Origin of the sequence: Kitasatospora sp. NPDC059160 (assembly GCF_042755465.1) — a bacterium.
Classification (GTDB): Bacteria; Actinomycetota; Actinomycetes; order Streptomycetales; family Streptomycetaceae; genus Kitasatospora.
In genome coordinates this window covers 1-24,298 of sequence record NZ_JBHZCN010000019.1, presented here as the reverse complement: position 1 = coordinate 24,298, position 24,298 = coordinate 1, and the positions used below count along the sequence as shown (strand labels likewise).

Sequence of the window (24,298 nt, the reverse complement as noted above, 5' to 3'; positions counted from 1 at the left end):
CCGGTGGCCGGGCCCCCGCCCGACCACCGGACCGCCTACCTGCCCCGGAGGCCCGCCACCCGGGCCCGCGCCACGCCCAGCCCCGGATCCCCTCCGCCACCGTCCCCACGCCGGGTGAGCACCACCAACAGCACCAACTGCACCACCGCACCGACCCCCTGGCCGACCCACACCCCGTCCACCCCCCACCAGTGCGACAGCACCACCGCCGCCCCCAACTGCCCACCGAGCCCGCACACCGCCGACACCACCAACGCCCGCCCGGCCCCGGTCGCCTGGTGGTAGCCGCCGAGGGCGACCGCCGGGGCGTACGGCAGCAGGTAGAGGGCCGTCAGGTGGAGGAACCCCGTGGCCTGGGCGGCCACCGCCGGGTCGTCGGTGAACAGCGCGGTGAGCGGGCCGGCCGCGCCCGCCGCCAGCAGCGCCGCCGCGGCGCCCAGCCCGACGGCGAGCCGGGCGGTGGCGCTCCGGAGGTCGCGCAGCGGCTCGGGCACGCCGGCCCCGGCGAGGTGGGCGGCCCGGAGGGCGGCGGCCTGGCGCAGCGCGTAGAAGGCCATGGTGAGCAGGAGCAGCAGCCGGTAGCCGATGCCGTACCCGGCCACCGCCGCCACCCCGAAGCCCGCGACCAGGGCGAGTTGGGCCGTGCCGACGGCCATCCGGGCGGTGAAGTCCAGTCCGAACGGCGCACCGGCCCGCAGGATGCCGACGGCCGCCGGGCCGACGCCCCGGACCGGCCCGCCGGCCCGGGGCCGCAGGCGCAGGGTGACGGCGAGGGCGATCGCCCGGGAGACGGTCAGGGCGAGCGCCGCGCCGGTCACGCCGAGGGCGGGCAGCGGGCCGGCGCCGAGGATCAGCAGCGGGTCGAGGACCAGCAGCAGGGCGTTGGAGAGCAGCGCGATCCGCATCGGGGTGCGGGTGTCGCCGGCGCCCTTGAAGAGTTCGTCGGCGACCCGCTGGGCGAAGAAGAGCCCGAAGGCCGGGAAGGCGACGGTGAGGTATTCGGCGGCCCTGACGGCGGCCTCGCCGTCGAGGAAGGCCTCCGCGATCCGGTCCCGGAGCAGGAAGCCGGGGGCGGCGAGGGCGAGGGTGCCGAGCGCGCAGAGCCGCCAGGCGGCGTGGGTGATCCGCCCGGCCCCGTCCCGGTCCCCGGCGCCGAGGGCCCGGGCGAGCCGGACGCTGACGCCGGAGGACACCACCAGGACGAGTCCGAGCAGCAGGTTCTCCAGGGTTCCGGCCAGGGTGACGGCGGCGACGGCGGCCCCGCCGAGCCCGGCCACCCAGAGCGTCCCGATCACCGTGGCGACCACTCCGGACAGCAGTTCCGCGTAGACCGGTCCGGCCAACAAGGCCAGCCGGACGGACTGTTCACGCACGGGTTCCCCCATCGTCGCGCCACCCGCACCGGAGCGGGCGACTGCCTCGAATGGATATACATCGAATCGAGGCACCTCGACAAGAGGTAGCATCATCCGCGGTACGGGGCGCATCATGGGGCGCACTCCGACGAAAGGGCTCCGACCGTGCTGACCCTCGCGATCCTCGGCTTCCTGTACGACCAGCCCCTGCACGGCTACGAACTCAAGTCCCGGATCACCGGGCTGGCCGGTCACGTCCGTCCGGTCAGCGACGGCGCGCTCTACCCCGCGATCACCCGGCTGGAGAAGGCCGCCCTGCTGCACCGCCGCACCGAACCCGGCAGCGGCGCCGCACCGCGCCAGACCCTGGAACTCTCCCCGGAGGGCCGGGCGGAGCTGCTGCGGCGACTGGCCGACCCCGAACAGGCCGAGATCACCGACCAGATCCGCTTCTTCACCCTCGCCGCCTTCCTCCACCACCTGGCCGACCCGGACCGGCAGGCCGCCGTGCTCCGGCGCCGACTGGACTTCCTGGAGGCGCCGAGCAGCTTCTTCTACGACGGGGACGGCCGACCGGTCACCGCCGAGCGGGAGCCGAACCCGTTCCGGCGCGGCATGCTGCTGGTCGCCCGGGCCTCCGGCGCCGCCGAGCGCGCCTGGCTGACCGAGACCATCGCCGGGCTGGAGGGCGCCGCGGGCGCCGCCGGTCCGCGGTGACCCCCTGACAGCGCCTCACCGCGAACCGGTGGCGCCCGAACCGCCCGGGCGCCCCAAGGGGCGCGGACCAGCGGCCCGAACGGCACGTCGAACGGCCCCGCCCCGGCGCGGAACCACGCCCTCCGAACCCGCCCCGGGGCAGCCCGGGCGTGGCTATGATGGCCTGCCTCACGACCACGGCGACCCTCCGCCGGCGTGATCCACCACCGCGCCCCGCCCGCCCCCTGGAGGCAGCCGTGCCCAGTGAAGAGACCGCAGCCACCGGCCCCGCCCCGCTCCGGCGGGACGACATCCCGGGCTGGTTCTTCGGCCTGGACCGGGCCGCGTTCTCCCATCTGCTGTCCGCCCAGACGGCCGCCGGGGTCAGCGGGGACATCCTGGAGCTGGGCAGCTACCTCGGCCGCAGCGCCGTCCTGCTCGGGGACCACCTCCGGCCGGGCGAGCGGCTGACCGTCTGCGACCTCTTCGACTCCGAGGCCTCCGACGCGGAGAACGCCGCCGAGATGTCCATGTCCTACCGCAAGACCCTCACCCGCAGCGCCTTCGAGTCCAACTACCTCGCCTTCCACGCCGAGTTGCCCGAGATCGTCCAGGCCCCCACCTCGGTGCTGGCCGACGGCCGGATCCCGGCGGGCAGCTGCCGCTTCGTCCACGTCGACGCCTCGCACCTGTACGAGCACGTCAGCGGGGACATCCTGGTGGCCCGGGCCGCGCTCGCCGAGGACGGTCTGATCTCGCTGGACGACTACCGCTCGGAGCACACCCCGGGCGTCTCGGCCGCCGTCTGGGAGGCCGTCTTCACCGGCGGACTCCAGCCGGTGCTGCTCACCCCGATGAAGTTCTACGGCACCTGGGGGGACGCCGCCGCCGCCCGCCGGACCCTGCTGGCCCGCGACTGGCGGGCCGAGGACTACGCCGTCGACGAGGACAGCATCGCCGGCCACCAGGTCCTCCGCCTCAACTACCAGGTCAAGACGCCCGCCCAGCTCCAGCGCTCGGCCTCCCGCCGGATCGCCCTGGACCTCCTCCCCCCGGTCGCCACCCGCGCCACCCGCCGGGTCCTGCGCACCCTGCGCGAACGCCGCGCCGTGCGCCCCACCCCGAGCGCCTGACCCCACCGGAGCAGCCCCGGCCCCGGCCCCGCTCCGGCGCGATCCCGACAGATCCGACGCGCCCCCGGACACCGTCCCGGGGGCCCGCCGGAGCCCCACCAGCACCTCCGCCACCACCGCCGTCGCAGCGTCCGCTGCGGCGGCGGTCCGCGTTGCGGCGCCGCTCCGCGCCGTTGAGCGGGCCGTGGCACCGCCGTCACCCGGCCGTCATCCCGGACTCGTATCGCACTCAGATCGGACCCGGAATGTTTACTTCATATGACTGACGCATTGTCGAAAATTCGTTCACTCACATGGGTGAATCTCTATTAAAGGTTTGCCCATGGACCCTTAAAGACCGCATAGTGATGGCACCTCGATTTGGTCTTGAGAAAGCCAAGTTCAGGCAAAATCCTTGCGAGTCAGGAGAGACCCATGTTCCACGCTTCCACCTCCGCGGGCCCCGGGCAGCGGCTCCGCGCGGCGATCGCGGACCAGGGCACCACGCCCCTGATCGGCGTCCACGACATGTACTCGGCCTCCATCGCGGCCGAGCACTACGACGGCATGTTCGTCTCCGGCTTCGGCTTCGCCGCCTCGTACTACGGCCTGCCGGACATCGGCTTCATCGCCTGGCCCGACATGGTCGCCTTCGTCGAACGGCTGCGCGGCGCGTTCCCCACGCACCACCTGCTGGTCGACATCGACGACGGCTACGTCGATCCCGAGGTCGCCTGCCACGTGGTGCGCCGGCTGGAGGCCATCGGCGCCTCCGGCGTGATCCTGGAGGACCAGAAGCGCCCGCGCCGCTGCGGGCACGCCGACGGCAAGCAGGTCCTCCCGCTGGAGGAGTACCTGACGAAGCTCGAACTCGTCCTCGCCGACCGCACCGACCTCCTGGTGGTCGCCCGCACCGACGCCACCGAGGAGGCGGACATCCTGCGCCGCGCCCGCGCGCTCGCCGAGACGGACGCCGACGTGGTCCTGGTGGACGGCGTGCGCAGCGAGGAGTGGATCCGCCGGATCCGCAAGGAGGTCGGCGACAAGCCCCTGCTGTTCAACCAGATCGCGGGCGGCAAGTCCCCCCGGCTGTCCCTCACCGAGCTCACCGAGCTCGGGGTGGATGTCGCGATCTACAGCACGCCGTGCCTGTTCGCCGCCCACCGGGCGATCGACGAGGCGCTCACCGGCCTCAAGAGCGCCGACGGGCGCCTGCCCTCCCAGGCCGAGCTGGCCAAGCCGGTCGGCGTGCGGGAGTCCACCGAACTGCTGGAGCGCAACATCACGCGCTCCCGGCGGCTCGCGGACGTGACGGCTTGAGCCCCGGGCCGCGCCGGCCCGCCCCGTCCTCGGCGGCCGCCGCGCTGCGGGCCACCGTCCTGGGGCTGACCGGGGCGTGCGCCCTGCTCGCGGTCGGCGCGGCCCCGGCCGCCGCGGGCGGCAGCCTGATCACGGTCGTCGACAACTCGCACGCCGACTCCTGGCTGGAGGTCGACCGCACGGCCAACCTCCAACAGGGCGGCGGCTCCGCGGGCAGCGACCACGACGGCGCCGGGTCCCTGGTCGGAGGCCTGGACGGAAGCTTGACCGGGGGTCTGACCAGGAGCCCGGTCGGCGGCGGAGCCGGGCCGTGACGGCCCGCGCCCGACGCCCGCCGTGGTGGCGCAGGTTCGACCCGTACCTGCTGGCGCTGGCGGGCACGGTGGGCCTGGCCGCGCTGTTCCCGGCCTCCGGCGCCGGGGCCCGGTTCGCCGCGACGGCCTGCGACCTCGCCGTGGCCCTGCTGTTCTTCCTGTACGGCGCCCGGCTGTCCACCCGGGAGACCTTGGCCGGGCTGCGCCACCTGAGACTGCACGGCCTGGTGCTCGCCGCCACCTTCGGTCTCTTCCCGCTGCTCGGCCTGGCCACCGCGCTGCTGACGCCGGTTCCGCTGACCGAACAGCTGCAGGCCGGGGTGCTGTTCCTCTGCCTGGTACCGTCCACGGTGCAGTCCTCGGTGGCGCTGACCGGCGCCGCCGGGGGCGACGTCCCGGCGGCGATCTGCGCGGGGACGTACTCCAGCCTGGCCGGGCTGGTGCTCACCCCGCTGCTGGTCGCCGGACTGCTCGGCTCGCACGCCGGGCTGTCGGCGGACGGGCTGCTGCGGATCGGGCTCCAGCTGCTGGCGCCGTTCCTGCTGGGGCAGGTGTTGCGGCCGTGGATCGGCGGCCTGGTGGCCCGTCACAAACGGCTGCTGACCCCGGTGGACCGCGGCTCGATCCTGCTGGTCGTCTACACGGCGTTCAGCGCGGCGGTGGCCCAGGGCATCTGGCACCAGGCGACGCCGTTCGCCCTGCTCGGCATGGTCGTGGTGCTGATGGCCCTGCTCGCCGCCACCCTGGCGGCGACCGGGCTCGGGGCGCGCGGGCTGGGGCTGGACCGCCCGGCCGCGATCGCGGCGATGCTGTGCGGTTCGCAGAAGAGCCTGGCCAACGGGCTGCCGATGGCCACCGTGCTGTTCGGGTCGGAGGCGGGGGTGATGGTGCTGCCGCTGATGGCCTACCACCAGCTCCAACTGGTGGTCGGCACCGTCCTGGCCGGGCGCTGGGCCGCCCGGGCACCCGAGCCGGCCGCGACCGGCGGGCAGCCCGCGGCCGAACTCAGCCCGGCGGGCGGGCCGCCAGCGCACGGCTGATCCCCCGGCGGAGCCGGCTGGAGGCACCGGGCAGGTGCCCCAGCCGGCTCAGCCGTTCCTCCGTCACACCCGGCCGCCGGGCCAGCAGCAGCACCGCGGCGTACGGCCGCTCGCCCTCCCGCAGCCGCTCGGCCACCAGCTCGACCACCCCGTCCAGGGCCTCGCCGGTGAGCTCTGGGCGGGCGGCTAACAACCGCAGCAGGCAGTTGTCGTCCCAACTGTCGTGCCGCCGGGGTGCGAGGGCGACCAGCACATCGACGGGCGCAGCGGAGTTACGGGCGATCTCGTGCCAGACGAAGGAGTACTCGCACCGGGCCAGCACGCGCAGCACCCCGGGCTGGGCGGTCCGTCGGGCCAGCCGCAGGTAGGCCCCGGGCTCGTGCAGGTGGTCGAGCGCCTCGAAGTCGCTCAGCCCGTCGATCTCGTGGGTGTCGTCCATGTCGGACGCGAGACTAGCGGGGCCCGTCCTCCTCGGCGACGCGGTTTCACTCCGGAGAGGGGCGTGCCGTCACCGGACGTAGTAGGCGCGGTGGTGGGCGGCCACCGGCGCGGACTGGTAGGTCCAGACGCCGGCCGCCGGGGCCTCGCCGATCAGCTGGGCGAGGTCGCGGGCGGCCTCCTCGGCCGGGTTGCCGAGGTCGAGCCGGACCCGGTCGGCGGTGCGGTCGTCCAGGGCGTAGTAGCGGTACGGCTGGTGGACGTTGAGCGGTCCGGCGAGCAGTCGGCCCTCGTCGTCGGTGCCGTAGCCGGTGATCGGGGTGTTGTTCACCGGCTCGGGGGTGAGGCCGACCAGGTCGACGTCCAGGGCGAGGATCTCCTCCTGGTGGCGGCGCAGCCCCTCCGGACCGAGTTCGCCCCGGCGGCAGGAGATGCTCCACCGTTCGCGCACGGCGGCCGCGTTGAGGGAGGGCAGGGTGGTCTCGAACCAGCCGGGGTGCTTGGGTTCGGCGTACAGCCGGCGCCCGGCGTCGATGGCGAGCGGGTTGTCGCACAGCACGTGCAGCCGGGCGATGCCGAGCAGCTTGGTCTGGTCGTAACCCCGGGCGTACTGGCCGTAGTTGACCACCGGGATGCGGTCCTCGGCGAACACCGGGTGGGCGATCAGGTTGATCTCCAGCTCCTCGGTGCTGCCGCCGCCGTTCGGGTACTGGGCGAAGTACAGCTGGTAGTTGAGCGAGACGCAGGCCCCGCCGTCGAAGGTCGCGGCGCTCAGCCCGGGGTGGCGCTTGTCGAGCAGCCGGCGGGCCCGTTCCGGGTCCACCAGGTAGTCGACGCCGATGTTGTGCAGCGCGCCGTAGTGGAAGGGCAGGTGGTACGGCTCCGGGACGGGCGGCAGCGGCAGGCCGGTCATGAGGGCTCCGAGAACGAGGGGGGTACGGGCGTGCGGGGCGGGGAGAGGGCGGCCGGCCGCCGCAGCTCCAGCAGGTCCTGGTGCATCCGCTCGGCGCTGCGCAGCGCGAGGGCAACCATGGTGAGCGAGGGGTTGGAGGTGCCGAGCGAGGGCATCGAGCCGCAGCCGACGGCGTACAGGTTGGGGTGGTCCCAGCAGCGCTGCCACTGGTCGACCACGGAGTTGCCGGGGGAATCGCCCATCAGGTGGGTGCCGCCGGCGTGGCCGGCTCCCCGGTAGCCGTGGACGGCGCCGCGGTGCTCCAGCCGGCCGGGCCAGCCCGCGCCCGGGTAGGCGGTGTGGTCCTCGGCGCCCAGCAGGGCGAAGAGCTGGTCGGAGACGGCCCGGGCGGAGGCCATGCCCTCGCGGACGTAGCCGTCCAGGTCGTAGTGGATCGCGGGGGCGGGCAGGCCGAGCGGGTCGCGCCGCTGCGGGTCGAGGGTGACCCGGTTGGCCGGGTCGGCGGGCTGCTCCAGTTCGAACTGGAGCGAGAACTGCCGCCCGAGCCGGTCGCCGAGGCGTTCGCGCAGCTCCTTGCCGCGCAGCCCGGCGGCGAGCAGCGCGGCGGCCTCGGTCGCCGGGTCGCCGCCGGCCCAGGACCAGCCCCAGTTGCCGATCTCGATCCGGAACGGCGCCCGGTGCCGGCGGGCCCCGCCGAAGCGGAAGGCCTCCAGTCCGCTGGTGGAGCCGGGCCCCCGGTAGGGGCCGACCTGGCCGGGCATCAGCCCCCAGGTGAGCAGCGCGGGGTGGTCCATCAGGTTCCGGCCGACCTGGTCGCTGCGGTTGGCCAGGCCGGACAGCAGCAGCAGCCGGGCGTTCTCGATCGCGTGCGCGGCGATCACCACCAGGTCGGCGGTCACCCGGTGCGCCGTGCCGCCGGCCAGGTACTCGACCCCGGTGGCCCGTCCGGTCCCCGGGTCGGCGAGCACCCGGCTGACCACGGCCTCGGTGCGCAGTTCGACGGCGGGCGCCCAGCGGGCCTGGGTGCGCAGCGGGGTGTACTTGGCGCCGCCCGGGCAGGCGGGGACGCAGCTCGCGCTCCCGGCGCAGGGCGCGCCGTGGCCGGTGCCGGGCCGGGTGGGCAGGCCGTTGCGGGCGTGCGGGGTGCGGGTGACGGCGAGCCGGGCCGGGTCGGTCATGGCGGGGTCGCGCACCGTCCGGCCGTCGAGGGCGCGGGCCAGCTGCCGGTCGAGGTGGCTGGCCGGGATCGCCCGCATCGGGTAGGCGTAGCCCGCGGGGAGGGGCAGGCCGACGGCGCGGCGCTGTTCCTCGGCGTCGGCGGCGACGCCGAGTTCCTGTTCGGCGTCGCGGTAGTGGGGTTCCAGGTCGTGGTAGCCGATCGGCCAGCTGCGGCCGTGGCCGAGGTCGCCGGTGCGGAAGTCCTCGGGGTGCATGCGCGGGGTGAGGCCGGTCCAGAGCAGTCCGGTGCCGCCGTTGGCGCGCAGGTAGCCGCTGGCGTAGGGCAGCGGGCCGTACTGGCGCAGGTGCCCGTCGGCGGTGTAGCCGCCGTCCGGGTGGCCGGTGAGGTCGGTGACGTCGGGTGAGGGGGCGTCGGGGTTGTGCGGGTAGGGCGAGGTGGGCGGGCCGCCGCCGGCCGCGCGGTGGGCGGCGGAGGTCTCGGCGCTGCCCGGTGCGGGCCGGCCGGCTTCCAGGACGAGGACCCGCCATCCCCGGGCGCCGAGGCGCTGGGCGACCAGGCTGCCGGCGAAGCCGGCCCCGACCACGACGGCGTCCCAGTGGGCGCTCACTGCTGCTCACCTCCGGACGACGCGCCGCCGAACGGAGCACTGCTGGACGGGGCACTGCTGGGCACGGCACTGCCGGACGGGGCCTCGGCCCAGCTGCCGTACCCGGGGGCGGCGGCGCCGGGCGGGCTGCCCCGGAAGGTCCGCCAGACCAGTCCGTGGTCGTGGGCGCGGGTGGAGCTCGGGGCCTCGCCGGGCCAGGCGCCGACGTACCAGAGGTGGACCAGGGCGTGCTCGTCGCGGACCCGGTGGGCCAGGGTGGTGCGGTGGTGCTCGTCGGCCATGCCGGTGGCGCGGAGTTCGGGGACGTCGAAGCCGGTGAGTTCGGCGCTGACGCGCAGGAACTCGTCGAGGTCGGCGAGTTCGTCCTCCTCGACGGGCCCCCAGGGCCCGTACGGGTCGTCGGCTGCGGTGCGATCGTCGGACACGGACACGCGGGCACCCCCGGGATCGTCGGCGGACGGCCAGGAGCGGATGGCCAAGACATGACAGGCCGCTGCCCACCGGGCACGGTCCGCCTGCTCAGCGTGATCCTCCCTCCCGGGCGGACCACCGAGGGCGGCTTGCCCGAATGTGACGCATCTTGATCAGTTCACGACCGATCACCATCCCTGCACGGCAGTTCCTGGACCGTTTCCGCTCAGCCCAGCGCGCGCACCGCCGCCAGCACGTCCAGGCCGAGCGCCGGATCCGCGTCCTCGGGCAGGTTGACGGACAGCCGGGTGACCAGCCCCGCGTACCGGCGGTGGATCTCCCGGGCGGCCTCCTCGACCGTGCCGGAGACCGCGAAGGCGTCGAACACCTCGTCGGAGACCAGCGCCGTCATCTCGGCCCAGCGCCCGCGCACCGAGTGGGTGTGCAGCTCCTCCTGCAACCCCTCCCAGCCGTGCTGCGCCAGCACCGGGCGGTAGGCCGGGGTGGAGGCGTAGAAGGCCAGCCGCTCGCGCACCCCCGCCCGGTTGGCCGCCAGCTCCTCCTCGGTCCGGCCGGTGGCGGTGAGCACATTGCCGACCGTCTCGAACGGCCGCCCGGTCCACTCCGCCCCCTCGGCCTCCGCCCGTGCCCGCGCCTCGACCAGCCCGGGCAGTACCTGCTCGGTCAGGTAGGCGGTGGAGGAGAACGGGTGCGCGAGGAAGCCGTCCGCCACCGCCCCGGCGGTGCGGGTCATCAGCGGCCCGACGCCCGCGAGCAGGATCCGGGGCACCCCGGAGGGGACCGGGTCGGGCGAGAACACCGGCGTCATCACCGTGTGGGTGTAGAACTCGCCCCGGAACCGCAGCCGTTCACCGGTCTGCCAGCTGTGCCAGATCGCCCGCACCGCGTGCACGTACTCCCGCATCCGGGCGGCCGGCCGGTCCCAGGGCATCCCGAAGCGCTTCTCGATGTGCGGCTTGACCTGCGAGCCCAGCCCGATGACGGCCCGTCCGCCGGAGGCCGCGTGCAGTCCCCAAGCCTGGTAGGCCAGCGTCATCGGGGTGCGGGCGAAGGCCACCGCGATGCCGGTGGCCAGCTCGATCGACGCGGTGCGGTCGGCCGCGCGGGCGAGCTGCAGGAACGGGTCGTACGCGGTCTCGGCGACCACCAGCCGGTCCATGCCCCGGCGTTCGGCCTGTTCGGCGGCGTCGAGGATGCCGGCCGGGTGCCCGGAGGCGGTGGCGTCGAGGCGGAGGGAGGCGGGTCGGTCCATGCGGGTGCTCCTGGTCGCGGGGCTGGGGTCCGGCTCGCGCCGTGCGGTGCCGGGCTGGTGCGGTGCCGCGCGGCGGCGGTACCCGCCCAGCCTGCCACGCCGTCACGGGCCGGCCGGTCGGCCCTCCCCGGCGAACAGCCGGTCCAGGTGCCGGTCGACGGCGGTGAGCACGGCGTCCGGCTCGACCACGCCCAGCTCCAGCAGGGTGGTGAACCCGGTCAGTGCGAGCAGCAGGTCCGTCTCCACCGCCGGGTCACGGTCGGCCGCCACCGACCCGTCGGCGATCGCCTGCCGCACCACCCGCTCGACCTCCGCGCGCCCCTGCACCAGCCCGCCCCGCACCCGGGCCCGGACCTCCTCGTCGTGCAGCGCCTCCAGGACGTACGCGGCGCCCATCCGGCTGGTGACCCGCGAGTCCGGCCGCAGCGGCAGCAGTTCGACCAGCATCGCCCGCAGCACCGCGCGCGGGTGCGGCCGTTCGCCCAGCCCGGCCAGCGCCCGGGCGACCCGCAGGCCGCTCTGCTCCCCGGCGAGGTCCATCGCGAAGCCGAGCAGCTCCGCCCGGGAGGCGAAGTAGTGCTGGAGCTGCCCGAGCGAGATCCCGGCCTCCCGGGCTACCTCGCGCAGGGTCAGCTGGGTGGTGCCGCGCTGCTCCACGATCCGCCACAGCGCGCGGGCGATGGTCTCGCGGCGCTGCCGGTGGTCCACCTGCTTGGGCATGTCCCGGCACTCCTCGACGGCTCCCGCCCGGCCCGTTCCGACCGGCTTTTTCCATACGCTTGACATAATACAACTGACCGACAACGCTGGAGGCATTCCGAGGGAGGAGCGTCCCGTGCTCGTGCAGCCCGTCGCCCGCACCACCGCAGGAGCCGTCCGCGGCTTCGTGGACCGCGGCCTCGCCGCCTTCCGCGGCATCCCCTACGGCCGGCCCCCGGTCGGCCCGCTCCGCTTCGCCGCCCCCGTACCGCCCGAGCCCTGGGACGGCGTCCGCGAGGCCGTCGCGTACGGCCCCGTCGTCCCCCAGTCCGGCCCCCTCCAGGCCGAACCGACCACCGGCACCGACTGGTTGACGCTCAACGTCTGCACCCCGCACCCGGACTCGGCCGGGCTGCCGGTGCTGGTCTGGCTGCACGGCGGCGGCTTCATCTCCGGCACCGCGGGCGACCCGCTGTACGACCCGACCGAGCTGGCCCGGGCCGGCCTGGTCGTGGTGACCGTCAACTACCGGGTGGGCGCCGAGGGTTTCGCCCTCCTCGACGGCGCCCCGGCCAACCGCGCCTTCCTCGACCAGATCGCGGCCCTGGAGTGGGTGCGGCACAACATCGCCGCGTTCGGCGGCGATCCCGCCCGGGTCACCGTCGCCGGCCAGTCGGCCGGGGCCTCCTCGGTGGCCGCGCTGCTGGCCGTGCCGCGGGCCCGCGGCCTGTTCCACCGGGCGATCGCCCACTCCGTCGGCGGCAACCTCGCCACCCCCGCGCTGGCCGCCGAGATCACCGCCGCCCTGGCGGAGCGGCTCGGCGCCGCCCCCACCGCGGCCGGCCTCGCCGGCACCGACCCCTGGCAGCTGGCCGAGGCCGTCACCGGGCTCGGCGCCGCCCTCCCCGGGCACCTCGCGCGCTGGGGCCGGCTCGCCCAGACCGGCGTCCCCACCGTGCCGGTGGTCGACGGCGAGCTCCTCACCGAGGAGCCCTGGACGGCACTGGCCGCCGGACGGGCCGAGGGCATCGAGCTGCTGGTCGGTCACGCCCGGGAGGAGTTCCGGCTGTTCGCCGTCCTGGCCGGCCGGCACGGCGCCTTCACCGAGGAGGACGCCCGCACCGCGCTGGCGCTGCTCGCCCCGCACCCGGGCGGCCCGGACGCCTACCGCGCCGCCTTCCCCGGCGCCACGCCCGACACCCTGGTCGGGGCCGTCTTCTCCGACGCGCTGTTCCGGATCCCCTCGCTCCACCTCGCCGAGGGCAACACGGCGGCCGGCGGCACCTCCCACCTCTTCCAACTCGCCTACCCGGCCCCGGCCCTGGACGGGGCGTTCGGCGCCTGCCACGGCCTGGACGTCCCGCTGGCCTTCGGCTCCCTGGACAGCCCGATGGGCCGGCACTTCCTCGGCGACCCGCCCGCCCCGGAGGCCGTCGCGGTCTCCCGGGAGCTCCAGCAGGCCTGGGTCCGCTTCGTCGGCACCGGCGACCCGGGCTGGGCCGCCCACGAGCCGGAGCAGCAGCTCACCCGGGTCCTCAGCGCCCGTTCGGAGACCGTCCGCTACCCGGACCAGGCCTCCCGCGGCATCTGGGCGCAGGGCGGTCCGACCCGCTTCGACCTGCTCTGACGCTCCCCCGGCCCGGGCGGGGTCCTCCCCCCGCCCGTATGGACGTTCAGCGCCCGACCGAGGCCAGGTACCCGGCGGTCAGCTCGGGCGTGGCCAGCCAGGCGGCGTGGTCGCTCGGCTCGGCGTAGGTGTTGGCCAGCCGACGGGCGACCTCCGGGTGCTCCGCCGCGGCCGCGAAGACGCCCTGGAGGTGGTCCGGCATGGTCAGCAGGGCCGTGGTGAAGTCGACGGCGTGGCGGGCGTGCCGCTGCCAGAACCCTTCGGCGGTGCGGCACATCCAGTCCGCGGTGAACGGGGCGTCGCCGTGCTCGCGGATCGCCCGCCGGTACGCCTGCGCCGCGCGGGCGGCGCCGTTGGCGCCCTGACCGGTGATCGGGTCGTTGACCACCGCCGCGTCGCCCATGCCCAGCACGTGCACGGCGTCGACGCCCGAGCCCAGTTCGGCCACCGGCCGGCGGACGGTCGGGGTGACCGCACCCGACAGCCCGGCCCCGGCGTCGGTGGGTTCGGCCTCCCGCCACAGCTCCGCCTCCCAGGGCAGGTGCTCGGCCAGCAGGGCGCGGATCCGGTCGAGGTGGACGTCGGGCGCGGGCCCGTCGCCGAACACGTCCAGCGGGCCGCCGGGCAGCGCCTCCCAGAGCAGGATGTCGCACGGGCCGGTCAGGGTCAGGGCCGGCTGGAGGTAGAGCTCGCCCAGGCCGGGCAGGGCGTGCATCCGGGCCCTGGGCCCGGCGGCCGGGTCGGGCGCCCCGACGCCGTGCGCGTAGAGGCAGGACAGGGCGCGCTGCGGCCGGTCGAACGGCGAGCGACGGGGGTCGCGCTGGAAGATCCCGGCGAGCTCGCCGCGCCCGGTCGCGACCACGGTCAGCTGGTGCCGGCGGGCCAGTTCGTGCAGTCCGGCGCGGTCCAGGGAGCGGTACTCGACCGAGCCTCCGCGCTCGGCGAACAGCTCCAGCCAGCGGGACAGTTTGATCCGCTGGTCGACGGACCGGGCCGGCTCGTCGAGGGTCATGGTGAACTCCAGCGCGCGGACGCCCGGCGGCACCACCAGCGCCGCGTCCACCGAGTGCACCGCCGGGGCCTCGGCCGCCCACAGGTCCAGCCCGGCCGCCGCCTCGATCCGCAGCGCCGGGCCGAACATCGCCTGGGTGGACAGCACCCGCCCGTCCCGCAGCTGGTCCGGGGTGCGCTCGGCGACCAGTGTCACCTCGCAGCCGTCGGCCAGCAGCCCGAGCGCGAGCTGGAGGCCGGCCTGGCCCGCTCCGACGACGGCGATCCGGCGCATGCGGCGGCCTCCCGGGCTCTGTCGACGATCCGTTGACGATCCGTTGACGGTCCATCAACCAGGCACAGTAGTCGAGCCGCCGGGCCACCGGCAGGGGCCGGACGCGACGGAACCCCGAGCCCTCTCCCGAGCTGCTCCGACCGTCGAACCCGTTCGCATAGTCATGCAGTGAGACAACTCATTGACCACGCCGAGATGTTTGATGTATTCAGTTCTCCGCAAATCTATTCACCGACTCCCGGTTCGAGGCCGCCCACCGCGCCCCGCACCGGGACCACTCGGAGAGGGATCGATCCACCATGCAGCCCGTCGCACCCCGCGGCTTCCGCGCCGTCACGACCAACATGGGCCTCAAGGACGTCGAGGACGACTTCGCGGCCGTCGTCTCCGAAGTCCCCTGCCGGTCGGCCGCGGTGTTCACCCGCTCCCGCTTCGCCGGCCCCAGCGTCCTGCTCAGCCGCGGGGCGGCCGCCCTCGGGGCCTGTCGCGGGATGGTCGTGCTGTCCCGCAACGCCAACGTCGCCACCGGGCGCACCGGGGCGGACAGCGCCGCCGAGGTGCGCGACCGGGTCGCCGGGATCGTCGGGATCCCCCCGGAGGAACTCGTCATCGCCTCCACCGGCGTGATCGGTCGCCCGTACCCCATGGACGGCATCCGCGCCGGGCTCTCCGCCCTGAACTGGCCCTTCCCGGCGGCCGATTACACCGCGGCGGCCAAGGCCATCATGACCACGGACACCCGCCACAAGGAGGTCCGGGTCCGCTGCGGCGACGCCGTCCTGGTCGGCATCGCCAAGGGCGTCGGCATGATCGAACCCGACATGGCGACCCTGCTGACCTTCTTCTTCACCGACGCCGACCTTCCCGCCGACCGGCTCGACACCCTGTTCCGGCGCGTCATGGACCGGACCTTCAACGCACTCAGCATCGACACCGACACCTCCACCAGCGACACCGCGGCGCTCTTCGCCAACGGACTGGCCGGCCCGGTCGACCCGGCCGCCTTCGAACAGGCCCTGGACGAGTGCGCGTTGCACCTCGTACGGGAGATCGCCTCGGACGGCGAGGGCGCGTCCAAGCTGATCGAGGTCCGGGTGACCGGTGCCCGTGACGCCGCCCAGGCGAAGCGCGTCGGCAAGAGCGTGGTCAACTCCCCGCTGGTCAAGGCCGCCGTGCACGGGGCCGACCCGAACTGGGGCCGCATCACCATGGCCGTCGGCAAGCTCCGGGACGAGACCGACATCGACCCGGCCGCCGTCCGGATCGGCTTCGACGAGCTCCCGATGTACCCGGAGGAGCCGGGCGAGGCCCTGCTCGACCAGGCCCGCCGCTACCTCGGCGGCGACGAGGTGGTGATCCGGATCGACCTGGGCATCGCCGACGGCGCCTTCACCGTCTACGGCTGCGACCTCACCGAGGAGTACGTCCGGCTCAACTCCGCCTACACCACCTGACGCCCCGGCCCGGCCCCGCTCCCCGTCGGGACGGGGCCGGAACCCGGGCCGGGGCGGGGCCGGGACGTACCGTCAGCCCCGCAGGTGCGCGGTGAGCAGCCGCACCACGGCGTCGATCTGCTCCGCCAGGTAGAAGTGCCCGCCCGGGAAGACCCGCAGGCTGAACCCCCCGGTGGTGTGCCGCTCCCACTGGGCGACCTGCTCCACCGTGGCGTTGGCGTCGCTCTCCCCCACCAGGGCGGTGATCGGCTGCGGGACGACGGCGTCCGGCGCGGCGAGGTAGGTCTCGATGGCGGTGTAGTCGGCCCGCAGCGCCGGGAGGATCAGCTCGCGCAGGGCCGGCACGTCGAGGATCCGCTCGTCCGTACCGCCGAGCCGGACGATCTCCTCCAGCATGCCGTCGTCCGACCTCAGGTGCACCGCGCTGTCCCGGGGCAGCGACGGCGCGCGGCCGGCCGAGACGAACAGCCGCTCCGGCCCGGCCAGGCCGTCCCGGGCGAAGCGGCGGGTGACCTCGAAGGCGACCGCCGCGCCCATGCTGTGCCCGAAGAACACGACCGGGCGGTCCATCCAGCCGCGCAGCTCCTGGTAGACCTGCTCGGCGAGTTCCGGCACCGAGTCGATCGTCGGCTCCGCGTAGCGGTTCTGCCGGCCCGGGTACTGGACGGCCAGCACGTCGGCGTACGGCGCCAGCGCGTTGGTGTAGTCCATGTAGTAGCTGGCCGATCCGCCGGCGTGCGGGAAGATCACGATCCGGGCGGGAGCGAAGTCGGACGGGTTGAACCGGCGGAACCACGGGTTGTCGACGGCTGCGCTGCTGGGCATGCGGGGTGTGACCTCTCTCCGTGACGGACTCTGCTCACCCCAGTCTCGCAGTGCACCCGCGCCACCGGGGGCGGTTACGGTGGGCGACCCGGATTCCGGCGCTCCGGACACCGCGCCGACACCTGCCCGTCCTCACCAGTCCTCGTCCTCCTCCGACCAGTCTCCCCTGGGGTCCACGGCCGCGTCCGGTTCGGTCACCCAGCCCGCCGCCAGCACCAGCCGGGAGAGCCGGTGGACGGCGAGGAAGCCGAACGGGCCGCCGAACTCCACGCTGACGTGGCGCTGCAGGAACGGCGGCCGCGACACGGCCGCGGCGCCGCCCGCCATGATCCCGATCGCCGTCACCGCGGAAGCCCGGAACCCGCGGGCGCCGAAGGTCGCGGTGGCCTTCTGGCGCGCGCTGTCGGCGAACAGCGGCAGCCCGCCGACCTGGAGGCCGGGCAGCCGGTCCTCCGTCGCGGACGGGGTGCTGAGCGTCGTCAGCCCGAAGAGTTCCTTGCGGGCCAGCAGATCGTGCTCGGCCGCCACGGTGAACTGCGGGACGCCCACGGTCAGCAGGTCCTCCGGCTCGTACCGCGCCAGCGCCCCGACCGAGAGCCCGGGGCCGGTGGTGCCGACCGGCAACCGGTCGGCGGTGGTGCGGCGGTGGCGCTGCGAGAGCGACCCGATCCCGGCGGCCAGCACGCTGCCGGGATCGGCCGTCGGCTCGCCGAGCAGCAGGTGCACGGTGATGTCGCCGTACCCCAGCACCTGGAACTCGGTGACCGGGCCCGCGGGCGTCTCCAGCAGGGCTGCACGGTCCAGCAGGCGCGTCGCCCCGGTCAGGTAGCGGACAGGCCGGCCCCAGTCGTCCGTGTGGTTCCCGCCGATTCCCCCCAAGTCCTGGAACGGCCGGATCCAGTCCGTCCGCAGGGTGAGCGCCGAGGCCAGCACCAGCCGGCTGTCCGGGTTCAACCCGACCGGCATCTCGTCGATCGCTCCGTCGGTCTGCTCGCTCGCCCAGGCGTCCAGCAGCTTCTTGTCCTGCTCCGTGTCACCGCTCAACCGCCCGACCAGGTCCGCCGGGACGGAGGCCCGCCACTCCGGGCGCAGCCGCAGCCGGTCGTCGGTCCAGACCCCCAGCGCGGAGCGCACCGCGGGGATGTCCCGCAACAGGCCGAGCAGTTCGCGGGCGCGCTCGGCGGCGGCCGCGGCCGGCACCCCGAGCGCCTGCGCCAACTCGCCTTGGACGGGGGCGCTTCCGGCCGGGGCCAGCAGCCCGAGCAGCGGCCAGACGCCGGCCGGCATCAGGACGGACCCCTGCCGCAGACCGGCCTCCCCGACCCAGCGCTCCCCCAACGCGTTCGCGGCCCGTACGGCCTCGGCCCTGCTCATCTGCTCCCCCGTGCTCGCTGGTTCCGGTGCGCGCAGACTCTAGGACCGTCGCACCGGGCAGGGCCAGCGGTTTTCCCGGCCGGGGCTCTCCGGTCAGGACTCCCGGTCAGGACTCCCGGCCCAGGTACCGCGCACGGGTCAGTTCGTGGACCCGGACGGCGTTGCCGTTGCCGGGGACGGTGGTCTCCCGCTCGACCCGCAGACCGAGCTTGGCCATCACCCGCTCGGAGGCGGTGTTGCCGATCTGGGCGATGCTGACGACCCGCTCCAACCCGCAGTCCTCGAAGCCGAACCGCAGCGCCGCCGTCGCCGCCTCGGTGGCGATGCCCCGGCCCCAGAACGACCGGCCGAGCCGCCAGCCGATCTCGACGGCGGGCAGCACCTCGGGCAGGAACAGCGGCACCGCCAGGCCGGCGAACCCGGCGAGTTCACCGGTCTCGCGCAGCTCCACCGCGAACAGGCCGAACCCCTCGTCCTCCCAGGCCCGTTCCCACCGCTCGACCGCCGCCCGGCTCAGCTCCGGGCCGAGAACGCGCCGGTCGCCGATCCACCGCATCACCTCGGGGTCCGCGTGCACCTCGGCCATCACCGGCACGTCGCTCTCGCGCCAGCGCCGCAGGACCAGCCGGGAGGTCTCGATCGTCACCATCCGCCCATCATCCCCCCGTTCATCCCCGCCACCGGGCCGGGGTCAGGCCCGTCGCACCGCCAGCACGGCCGAACTGCCGGGCGTGGTCAGCACTTCGCTCGCCGCCAGCGCCGGATGCGTCAGGTAGTGCAGGCGCAGCCGGTCGACCTCACCGCCGTAGCGGGGCGGCCAGTGCGGCGAGGGCGTGAAGTCGTCCATCAGCAGCAGGCCGCCGGGGGCGAGCAGGTCGACCACGCGGTCGGGGTCGTCGCGCTTGCCGCCGCCGTCGCAGAAGAACACGTCGAACGGCGCGTGTTCCGCCAGCAGCCGCCAGTCCCCGTGCAGCACCCGCACCCGTTCGTCCCCCGCGAACAGCGCCGCGGCCTCCCGGGCCAGTCGCCCGTCCCGCTCGACCGTGACCAGCCGCCCGCCCGGCCCGAGCCCGCTGCGCAGCCAGGCCGTACCGACGCCCGCACCCGTGCCGCTCTCGGCGACCGTCCCGCCCGGCTTGGCCGCCGCGGCGAACGCCAGCAGCCGGCCGACCTCCCGGGTGCAGCTCTTCCCGAACCCCAGCCGGGCGGCGCCCCGCTCGGCCGCCAACACCCGCTCGGGAACGCCCCGTTCCCCGTCGTCCACCATCCGCCACCCCTTCACCGGTTCCGGGCCATCATGCCGCCCGTCCCGAAGGCGACCGTCTCCGCCCTCGACCGGGAGACGGCGTCCAGCAGCAGGACGGAGGCCGCCTCCGGGGTCGGCGGCGGTCCGCCGGACCGGGTGTGCCGGGTGAACGCCGCCGACAGCCGTGCCAGGCCCTGGTGGTGCCGGGCGAACACCCGGGCGGAGGCGTGCCGTCCGCGGGCCCGCTGGCCGTCGAGGGCGGTGGCGGCGCCGACGTCGAGCAGCACCAGGTGCAGTTCGCGGCCCTGCCGGCCGGCCTCCCGGGCGAGCCAGCGTCGCATCCAGGCGCGGCTGCCGCAGTCGTGCACCAGCAGCGGTCCACCGCGCCGCACCGAGCTCCGCAGCAGCCGGACGTGCTCCAGTCGCGCCCACGGCCGGTAGACGGCGTACGGCAGGCGCGCGGGCATCACCGCCTCGCAGGCCTCGTGCACCGTCCGCGGGTCCACCGTCGCGGCCCCGCCGCCGGCCGACCAGCGGCGCAGCAGCGTGCTCTTGCCGGCCCCGGGCAGGCCCGAGACCACCACCACGGCCCCGGCCGGGTACTCCACGACGAACCGCTCCCCGGCCGCACCCCGCAGGTCCAGCACCCCACGCGGCGCCAGCACCGCCGCCCCCGTCATCTCCGCCGTCCCTGTCGTCCCCGACTCGCCGCTGTCCACCGCTCCCCTGTTCCCTGTCCGATCGACCGCCGACCCTAACAAGCCGGGCGCCCGCACCGTCGTACGGAGCGGGCCCCACCCACCGGGCACCCGTGGTGGCGCCGCACCCTAGACTGACGCCTCGTCAGACGGCGGAAGGGTGGGCATGACAGAGGCCGGCGGGACGTACACCGGGCTGGTGCTGGACGGACTCGCGCGGGATCCGGGGCGGACGGCCCTGTCCCGCGGCACCACGGCGCTGACCGCCCGGGAGTGCCTGGACGCGGTGTTCCGGACGGCCCGCGCGCTGGACCGGGCCGGGCTCGGGCGCGGGGACGGCGTCACCGTGCTCGCCGGGAACACCCCGGAGGCGGTGCTGGTCCGGCTGGCGGCCAACCTGCTGGGCTGCCGGGTGGCGATGCCCGGCCCGGACCTCCCGGTCGCCGACGTGGTGGCGCTGGCCGGGTTCGCCGAGACCGCGGCGCTGGTCTTCGACCCCCTCCGGTACGCCGCGGCGGCCGGGGCGGTGGCGCGGGCGCTGCCCGCCGCGGGGGTGTTCGCCCTCGGCCCGACGGCCTTCGGCACGGACCTCGTCGAGCTCGCCGCGGCCTGCTCCGCCGCCCCGCTGGAGCCGCGCTGCCGCCCCGAGGACGTGATGGCGATCCGGTTCACCAGTGGCACCACCGGCCGGCCGAAGGGCGTGCTGCGCCGCTTCGCCCGTCCGCCCCGGCCCGCGCTGCTGTCCGGGGCGTCCTTCCTGCTCTGCACCCCGCTCGCGCACGGCGGCGGCACGAGTGCGGACCTCGCCCTGGCGGCCGGGGGCACGGTGGTGCTGCAGGAGGGCTTCGCGGCCGAGGAGGTGCTCGCGGCCGTGGAGCGGCACCGGGTGTCCCGGGTGTACCTGCCGCCGCACCTGCTCTACCGGCTGCTGGACCACCCGTTGCTGGCCGGGACGGACACCGGCAGCCTGCGCCGGGTCGGCTACACCGGCTGTCCGCCCTCGCCGCGCCGGCTGGCGGAGGCGACCCGGCGGCTGGGCCGGGTGCTGCACCAGACGTACAGCCTGACGGAGTGCGGGCCGGTCTCCCGGCTGAGTCCGGACGAGCACCTGGACCCGAGGCTGCTGAGCACCGCCGGGCGCCCGTACCCGGACACCGGGGTGCGGATCCTGGACGAGGAGGGCGCGCCGCTGCCGCCGGGCCGGACCGGGGAGATCTGCGTCCGCACCCCGACCGCGATGGCCGGGTACTGGCGGGACCCGGAGCTGACCGCGCGGGTGCTGCGGGAGGGCTGGCTGCACACCGGGGACCTGGGCAGCCTGGACGCGGCGGGCTATCTGACGGTGGCGGGCCGACGGGACGCGATGGCCGTTGTCGAGGGGCACAATGTGTTCCCCCACCAGGTCGAGGAGCCGCTGCGCAGCCATCCGGACGTGCACGAGGCGGTGATGTTCACCAGCACCGACCCGGACCGCCTGGAGCGCGTCCACGCCGCCGTCGCGGTGGCTCCGCGCGCCCGGGTGACGGCGGACCAGCTGCGCCGCTGGGTCCGGGAGCGCGGGGACGCCCGGTGCGTCCCGGACACCGTCCTGCTGCTCCCCGCGATCCCGCTGACCGGGCTGGGCAAGCCCGACCTGCCGGCCCTGCGCACGCTGGCCGAGGAGCGGCGCGGGCGGACCGTCATCGCCACAGGGGCGCGCGAAACCATGTGACGCGCCCCTCCGGTGCTTCGAGCGCCCGCGTAGGCCACCTGTTGCGCACCAGCCGACGGGAAGAACCCCACGGTGGGCACTCGACCGTGCGGGCCGAGCTGCCGATACACCCCGGCGGCGCTCCCTCGCACCGCCCCCAGGAGGCACCCCTTGACCTGGCTACGCGTCCTGACCGCACTCGGCATCCTCGCCGCGGCGGCCGGTGCCCTGTTCCTCTTCGCCCGCTGCACCGCCCCCTCCCGGGGGGAGCGCACCGGCGGAGCCGCGCCACCCGACCTCCGGCAGGAGGCCGAGGGCAGCGGCCTCTTCCAGCGGACGGGCGGCGACGGCTGAGGAACCGCCCCCTCAGCTCCCCGCGAGGTCGTCCGGACGGACCTCGATGTGGTCGGCCGCGAGGTCGACCGCCACCCGGTGCTCCATGCCGAGCGACTCCAGGAACTTGACGGGCAGTTGGACCCGGCCGGCGCGGTCGAGCATCACGTACTCGCGCTCGCTGACCGACTCCTCGCCGTGCTCGTCCGTCACGGTGCGGCGCAGCACCTCGCTGCTGGTCCGCCCGTCCCGGATGGCCACCGTGCGGCGGACCTCGCCCGCGACCATCGGGTCGTGGGTGACGATCACGACGGTGGTGCCGAGCTCCCGATTGACGGTGCGGAAGGACTCGAAGATCACCCCCGCGGTCTCGGAGTCCAGCTCACCGGTCGGCTCGTCGGCGAGCAGCACCGGCGGGTTGTTGGCCATCGCCACCGCGATGGCGACCCGCTGCTGCTGGCCGCCGGAGAGCTCGTTGGGGCGCCGGTGGGCGAGTTCCCCGATCTCCAGGGCCTCCATCAGCTCGGCCACCCGGGCGGCCTGCTGCTTCGGGCCGGTCCCCCCGCTCCGGCGGCCGCGCAACTGCATCGGCAGGGCGATGTTCTCGGCGGCGGTCAGGAACGGCAGCAGGTTGCGGGCCGTCTGCTGCCAGATGAAGCCGACCACCTCGCGGCGGTAGCGCAGCCGTTCCTTGGCGGACATCTCCAGCAGGTCGCAGCCCGCGACGGTGGCGGTGCCCGCGGTCGGCACGTCGAGTCCGGCGAGGATGGTCAGCAGGGTCGACTTGCCGCTGCCGGAGGCACCGACCAGGCCCACCAGGTCGCCCTGCTGGATGGTCAGTTCCAGACCCTGCAGCGCCTGGACCTCGATGCCCTCGGCGCTGAAGATCCGGACCAGCCGGTCGCAGACGATGGCCGAGCCCGCTCCGTAGGCCTTGGGCGAGGCGGCGGCCAGGGCCCGCTGCCGGAGCTCCTGGAGGCTGGGGGCCTCGACCGCCGGCCGCTCCTGGGGGGTGCTCTTCACGGCTGCTCTCCTGTCTCGACGGTCCGGTCGGCCCGGTCGGTGCGGTCTGTCTGTGCGGTCCGGTCGGCGTGTGCGGCCCGGTCGGTCGGTCCGGTGCCGATGGTCCGGCAGCTCCGAACGCCGCGGCCGGTGCCGATGGTTCCCGCGGCGGCGGCGCGGGCCGGCCCTCGCGGCTTCATGCCTGCTCCCCGGCGCGGAGTTCGGTGGCGATCTGGCGTCGGCCGGCGATGAGGGTCTCCAGGACGATGCCGAGGCCGACCAGCAGGGCGAGGCCGGTGGTGGGCAGCAGGACGGGGAGCAGGACGGGGGTGATGGCGTCGCCGACCTTGGCGCCGACGAGGGTGGAGATGTCGAAGGCGCCGCCGAGGAGGGCGACGGCCGCGAGGGCGGCCAGGCCGCCGCCGACGGCGGCGGCGAGGGTCTGCGGCAGTGCCTCGGTGATGATCAGTGCGAGTCCTTGGCGGGGGCGCAGGCCCATGGTGCGCAGGCGGGCGAGGACGGCGGTGCGGTCGGGTGCGGCGCGGAACAGCGTCAGCAGGACGGCGAGCAGGGCGTAGCCGGCTCCGGCGGCGGCCGCGTACCAGAACAGCCGCTCGGCGGCGTGCTGCAACGGATCGTCGGCGAGCACGGTGACCGTCTCCGCGCTGCTGTGCACCGTGTACCCCACGGGCAGGCCGTGGGTGCCCTTGCCGGCGGCCGCAGCGTCGTCCGCGACCAGCTTGGCCAGACCCGTCGGCTGGGCGCCGCCGTTGTCCCGCAGGGTCGACCTGACCCGTTCGGGGTCGATGTCCCCGACGGCGAACCACTTGTTCACCCGCTTCGCGTCCGGCAGCCGCTCCCAGGCGGGACCGGCCGGAACCACGACGAAGGGCTTGCCCGGGTCCGGCAGGGCCGGGGTCGCCGCGACGGTCGCGACGACGCTCAGGCGCAGGGCGTTGCCGTTGGGCGTGCGCACCTGGGGCGGCCCGGCGGCCAGCCGCTTGGCCAGGTCACGGCTGACCAGGGCGGGCACCGGGGTGTCCCGGCCGCCCGACGTGCCGGCCAGTTTCGCCGCGTCGAACTCGCCGACCCCGACCGTGCGGGAGATCTCGGCGTAGGCCGCCGGATCCACCACCACCAGGTAGGCCTCGGTGTAGTCCTGGTCGGCGCCGACGAAGCGGGCCTTGGGCTCGACCCACGCACCGGTGGAGGCGTGGACGCCGGGCAGGGCGTCGGCGGCCTTGGTGAAGGACTCGGTGAGGGTCGCGTAGTCGGGCAGGGAGACGCCGATGTCCCCGCCGGTGGCGATCTGCGCGGCCCGGGTGCGGACGTGGTCGACGGTGTCGAGCACGGTGGCACCGAAACCGGTGGTGGTCACGGCGATCAGCAGCGCGAGCAGCGGCAGC

General features: G+C 75.2%; 24 protein-coding genes and 1 pseudogene. 9 read left to right on the top strand and 16 right to left on the bottom strand.

Features of this window, described 5'->3' with window-relative positions:
- Positions 1-35 precede the first annotated feature (35 nt).
- Positions 36-1,373, bottom strand: a complete 1,338-nt coding sequence (locus ACFXOZ_RS10810) for an MATE family efflux transporter (protein WP_380589378.1) — start codon at positions 1,371-1,373, stop codon at positions 36-38.
- 147 nt (positions 1,374-1,520) lie between these two features.
- On the opposite strand from ACFXOZ_RS10810, the gene ACFXOZ_RS10805 reads away from it, so the two are divergent.
- The 5 genes from ACFXOZ_RS10805 to ACFXOZ_RS10785 all read left to right on the top strand — a co-directional run bounded on the left by ACFXOZ_RS10805 (position 1,521) and on the right by ACFXOZ_RS10785 (position 5,837).
- On the top strand, positions 1,521-2,072 hold the full coding sequence (locus ACFXOZ_RS10805; protein WP_380589375.1) for a PadR family transcriptional regulator: 552 nt from the start codon (positions 1,521-1,523) through the stop codon (positions 2,070-2,072).
- A gap of 236 nt (positions 2,073-2,308) precedes the next feature.
- On the top strand, positions 2,309-3,184 hold the full coding sequence (locus ACFXOZ_RS10800; RefSeq protein WP_380526092.1) for a class I SAM-dependent methyltransferase: 876 nt from the start codon (positions 2,309-2,311) through the stop codon (positions 3,182-3,184).
- A gap of 414 nt (positions 3,185-3,598) precedes the next feature.
- A complete protein-coding gene (locus ACFXOZ_RS10795; protein ID WP_380526094.1) occupies positions 3,599-4,483 on the top strand; it encodes an oxaloacetate decarboxylase in 885 nt (294 codons plus the stop codon).
- Positions 4,480-4,797, top strand: a complete 318-nt coding sequence (locus tag ACFXOZ_RS10790; protein WP_380589372.1) for a hypothetical protein — start codon at positions 4,480-4,482, stop codon at positions 4,795-4,797. Before ACFXOZ_RS10795 ends, ACFXOZ_RS10790 begins: the two co-directional genes overlap by 4 nt.
- Complete coding sequence (locus ACFXOZ_RS10785) at positions 4,794-5,837, top strand: bile acid:sodium symporter family protein (RefSeq protein ID WP_380589369.1); 1,044 nt, start codon at positions 4,794-4,796, stop codon at positions 5,835-5,837. Before ACFXOZ_RS10790 ends, ACFXOZ_RS10785 begins: the two co-directional genes overlap by 4 nt.
- Here the strand turns inward: ACFXOZ_RS10785 and ACFXOZ_RS10780 are convergent.
- The 6 genes from ACFXOZ_RS10780 to ACFXOZ_RS10755 all read right to left on the bottom strand — a co-directional run bounded on the left by ACFXOZ_RS10780 (position 5,803) and on the right by ACFXOZ_RS10755 (position 11,379).
- Positions 5,803-6,276, bottom strand: coding sequence for a hypothetical protein (locus ACFXOZ_RS10780; RefSeq protein ID WP_380526100.1), 474 nt, complete (start codon positions 6,274-6,276; stop codon positions 5,803-5,805). The two genes, ACFXOZ_RS10785 and ACFXOZ_RS10780, sit on opposite strands and share 35 nt — an antisense overlap.
- Before the next feature lie 69 nt (positions 6,277-6,345).
- The gene (locus tag ACFXOZ_RS10775) at positions 6,346-7,188 is read right to left on the bottom strand and encodes a hypothetical protein (protein ID WP_380589366.1); all 843 of its coding nucleotides are present in this window, start codon (positions 7,186-7,188) and stop codon (positions 6,346-6,348) included.
- Positions 7,185-8,975, bottom strand: coding sequence for a GMC family oxidoreductase (locus ACFXOZ_RS10770; protein ID WP_380589363.1), 1,791 nt, complete (start codon positions 8,973-8,975; stop codon positions 7,185-7,187). The genes ACFXOZ_RS10775 and ACFXOZ_RS10770 overlap by 4 nt, the downstream gene beginning before the upstream one ends.
- Complete coding sequence (locus ACFXOZ_RS10765; RefSeq protein ID WP_380589360.1) at positions 8,972-9,400, bottom strand: hypothetical protein; 429 nt, start codon at positions 9,398-9,400, stop codon at positions 8,972-8,974. The genes ACFXOZ_RS10770 and ACFXOZ_RS10765 overlap by 4 nt, the downstream gene beginning before the upstream one ends.
- Positions 9,401-9,612: 212 nt before the next feature.
- Positions 9,613-10,659 carry a TIGR03617 family F420-dependent LLM class oxidoreductase gene (locus tag ACFXOZ_RS10760; protein ID WP_380526108.1) on the bottom strand — a complete coding sequence of 349 codons (1,047 nt, stop codon included), beginning with the start codon at positions 10,657-10,659 and terminating at the stop codon, positions 9,613-9,615.
- A 102-nt stretch (positions 10,660-10,761) separates the two neighbouring features.
- The gene (locus tag ACFXOZ_RS10755; protein ID WP_380589357.1) at positions 10,762-11,379 is read right to left on the bottom strand and encodes a TetR/AcrR family transcriptional regulator; all 618 of its coding nucleotides are present in this window, start codon (positions 11,377-11,379) and stop codon (positions 10,762-10,764) included.
- A 115-nt stretch (positions 11,380-11,494) separates the two neighbouring features.
- On the opposite strand from ACFXOZ_RS10755, the gene ACFXOZ_RS10750 reads away from it, so the two are divergent.
- Positions 11,495-12,985 carry a carboxylesterase/lipase family protein gene (locus tag ACFXOZ_RS10750; protein ID WP_380589354.1) on the top strand — a complete coding sequence of 497 codons (1,491 nt, stop codon included), beginning with the start codon at positions 11,495-11,497 and terminating at the stop codon, positions 12,983-12,985.
- A gap of 46 nt (positions 12,986-13,031) precedes the next feature.
- On the opposite strand, the gene ACFXOZ_RS10745 is transcribed toward ACFXOZ_RS10750, so the two are convergent.
- A complete protein-coding gene (locus ACFXOZ_RS10745; protein ID WP_380589352.1) occupies positions 13,032-14,270 on the bottom strand; it encodes a styrene monooxygenase/indole monooxygenase family protein in 1,239 nt (412 codons plus the stop codon).
- Between the two features lie 299 nt (positions 14,271-14,569).
- Between ACFXOZ_RS10745 and argJ the strand changes: the two genes are divergently transcribed.
- A complete protein-coding gene (argJ, locus tag ACFXOZ_RS10740; RefSeq protein WP_380589349.1) occupies positions 14,570-15,724 on the top strand; it encodes a bifunctional glutamate N-acetyltransferase/amino-acid acetyltransferase ArgJ in 1,155 nt (384 codons plus the stop codon).
- 72 nt (positions 15,725-15,796) lie between these two features.
- Here argJ and ACFXOZ_RS10735 read toward each other — a convergent pair whose 3' ends face one another.
- The 5 genes from ACFXOZ_RS10735 to ACFXOZ_RS10715 form a co-directional block, all read right to left on the bottom strand.
- Positions 15,797-16,549, bottom strand: coding sequence for a thioesterase II family protein (locus ACFXOZ_RS10735; RefSeq protein WP_380526117.1), 753 nt, complete (start codon positions 16,547-16,549; stop codon positions 15,797-15,799).
- 132 nt (positions 16,550-16,681) lie between these two features.
- Entirely contained in the window at positions 16,682-17,923 is a 1,242-nt protein-coding gene (locus tag ACFXOZ_RS10730) for a serpin family protein (RefSeq protein WP_380589346.1), read from the bottom strand.
- Positions 17,924-18,029: 106 nt separating this feature from the next.
- Positions 18,030-18,572, bottom strand: a complete 543-nt coding sequence (locus ACFXOZ_RS10725) for a GNAT family N-acetyltransferase (protein ID WP_380589343.1) — start codon at positions 18,570-18,572, stop codon at positions 18,030-18,032.
- A gap of 42 nt (positions 18,573-18,614) precedes the next feature.
- Positions 18,615-19,190, bottom strand: a complete 576-nt coding sequence (locus tag ACFXOZ_RS10720; protein ID WP_380589340.1) for an O-methyltransferase — start codon at positions 19,188-19,190, stop codon at positions 18,615-18,617.
- A gap of 11 nt (positions 19,191-19,201) precedes the next feature.
- A complete protein-coding gene (locus ACFXOZ_RS10715; protein WP_380589337.1) occupies positions 19,202-19,849 on the bottom strand; it encodes an AAA family ATPase in 648 nt (215 codons plus the stop codon).
- A 184-nt stretch (positions 19,850-20,033) separates the two neighbouring features.
- Here ACFXOZ_RS10715 and ACFXOZ_RS10710 point away from each other — a divergent pair, with 184 nt between their 5' ends.
- Entirely contained in the window at positions 20,034-21,578 is a 1,545-nt protein-coding gene (locus tag ACFXOZ_RS10710) for an AMP-binding protein (RefSeq protein WP_380589334.1), read from the top strand.
- A gap of 150 nt (positions 21,579-21,728) precedes the next feature.
- On the top strand, positions 21,729-21,911 hold the full coding sequence (locus ACFXOZ_RS10705) for a hypothetical protein (protein WP_380399440.1): 183 nt from the start codon (positions 21,729-21,731) through the stop codon (positions 21,909-21,911).
- A 12-nt stretch (positions 21,912-21,923) separates the two neighbouring features.
- Here the strand turns inward: ACFXOZ_RS10705 and ACFXOZ_RS10700 are convergent, their stop codons facing one another.
- The 3 genes and pseudogenes from ACFXOZ_RS10700 to ACFXOZ_RS10690 all read right to left on the bottom strand — a co-directional run.
- Positions 21,924-22,913, bottom strand: coding sequence for an ABC transporter ATP-binding protein (locus ACFXOZ_RS10700; RefSeq protein ID WP_380526129.1), 990 nt, complete (start codon positions 22,911-22,913; stop codon positions 21,924-21,926).
- Positions 22,910-23,092 (bottom strand): hypothetical protein, encoded by a 183-nt coding sequence (locus ACFXOZ_RS10695; protein ID WP_380589331.1) that lies wholly within the window; start codon positions 23,090-23,092, stop codon positions 22,910-22,912. The genes ACFXOZ_RS10700 and ACFXOZ_RS10695 overlap by 4 nt, the downstream gene beginning before the upstream one ends.
- Positions 23,089-24,298 (bottom strand): annotated as a pseudogene (locus ACFXOZ_RS10690) (hypothetical protein); the annotation flags it as partial. The pseudogene ACFXOZ_RS10690 and the gene ACFXOZ_RS10695, both read right to left, overlap by 4 nt.

Excerpts from the sequence above, each read along its gene's own strand:
- ACFXOZ_RS10725 (WP_380589343.1), bottom strand. The coding sequence starts at position 18,572 with ATGGTGACGATCGAGACCTCCCGGCTGGTCCTGCGGCGCTGGCGCGAG.
- ACFXOZ_RS10745 (WP_380589352.1), bottom strand. The coding sequence starts at position 14,270 with ATGCGCCGGATCGCCGTCGTCGGAGCGGGCCAGGCCGGCCTCCAGCTC.
- ACFXOZ_RS10695 (WP_380589331.1), bottom strand. The coding sequence starts at position 23,092 with ATGAAGCCGCGAGGGCCGGCCCGCGCCGCCGCCGCGGGAACCATCGGC.
- ACFXOZ_RS10730 (WP_380589346.1), bottom strand. The coding sequence starts at position 17,923 with ATGAGCAGGGCCGAGGCCGTACGGGCCGCGAACGCGTTGGGGGAGCGC.
- ACFXOZ_RS10775 (WP_380589366.1), bottom strand. The coding sequence starts at position 7,188 with ATGACCGGCCTGCCGCTGCCGCCCGTCCCGGAGCCGTACCACCTGCCC.
- ACFXOZ_RS10755 (WP_380589357.1), bottom strand. The coding sequence starts at position 11,379 with ATGCCCAAGCAGGTGGACCACCGGCAGCGCCGCGAGACCATCGCCCGC.
- ACFXOZ_RS10780 (WP_380526100.1), bottom strand. The coding sequence starts at position 6,276 with ATGGACGACACCCACGAGATCGACGGGCTGAGCGACTTCGAGGCGCTC.
- ACFXOZ_RS10720 (WP_380589340.1), bottom strand. The coding sequence starts at position 19,190 with ATGGTGGACGACGGGGAACGGGGCGTTCCCGAGCGGGTGTTGGCGGCC.
- ACFXOZ_RS10715 (WP_380589337.1), bottom strand. The coding sequence starts at position 19,849 with ATGACGGGGGCGGCGGTGCTGGCGCCGCGTGGGGTGCTGGACCTGCGG.
- ACFXOZ_RS10760 (WP_380526108.1), bottom strand. The coding sequence starts at position 10,659 with ATGGACCGACCCGCCTCCCTCCGCCTCGACGCCACCGCCTCCGGGCAC.
- ACFXOZ_RS10710 (WP_380589334.1), top strand. The coding sequence starts at position 20,034 with ATGACAGAGGCCGGCGGGACGTACACCGGGCTGGTGCTGGACGGACTC.
- ACFXOZ_RS10735 (WP_380526117.1), bottom strand. The coding sequence starts at position 16,549 with ATGCCCAGCAGCGCAGCCGTCGACAACCCGTGGTTCCGCCGGTTCAAC.
- ACFXOZ_RS10795 (WP_380526094.1), top strand. The coding sequence starts at position 3,599 with ATGTTCCACGCTTCCACCTCCGCGGGCCCCGGGCAGCGGCTCCGCGCG.
- argJ (WP_380589349.1), top strand. The coding sequence starts at position 14,570 with ATGCAGCCCGTCGCACCCCGCGGCTTCCGCGCCGTCACGACCAACATG.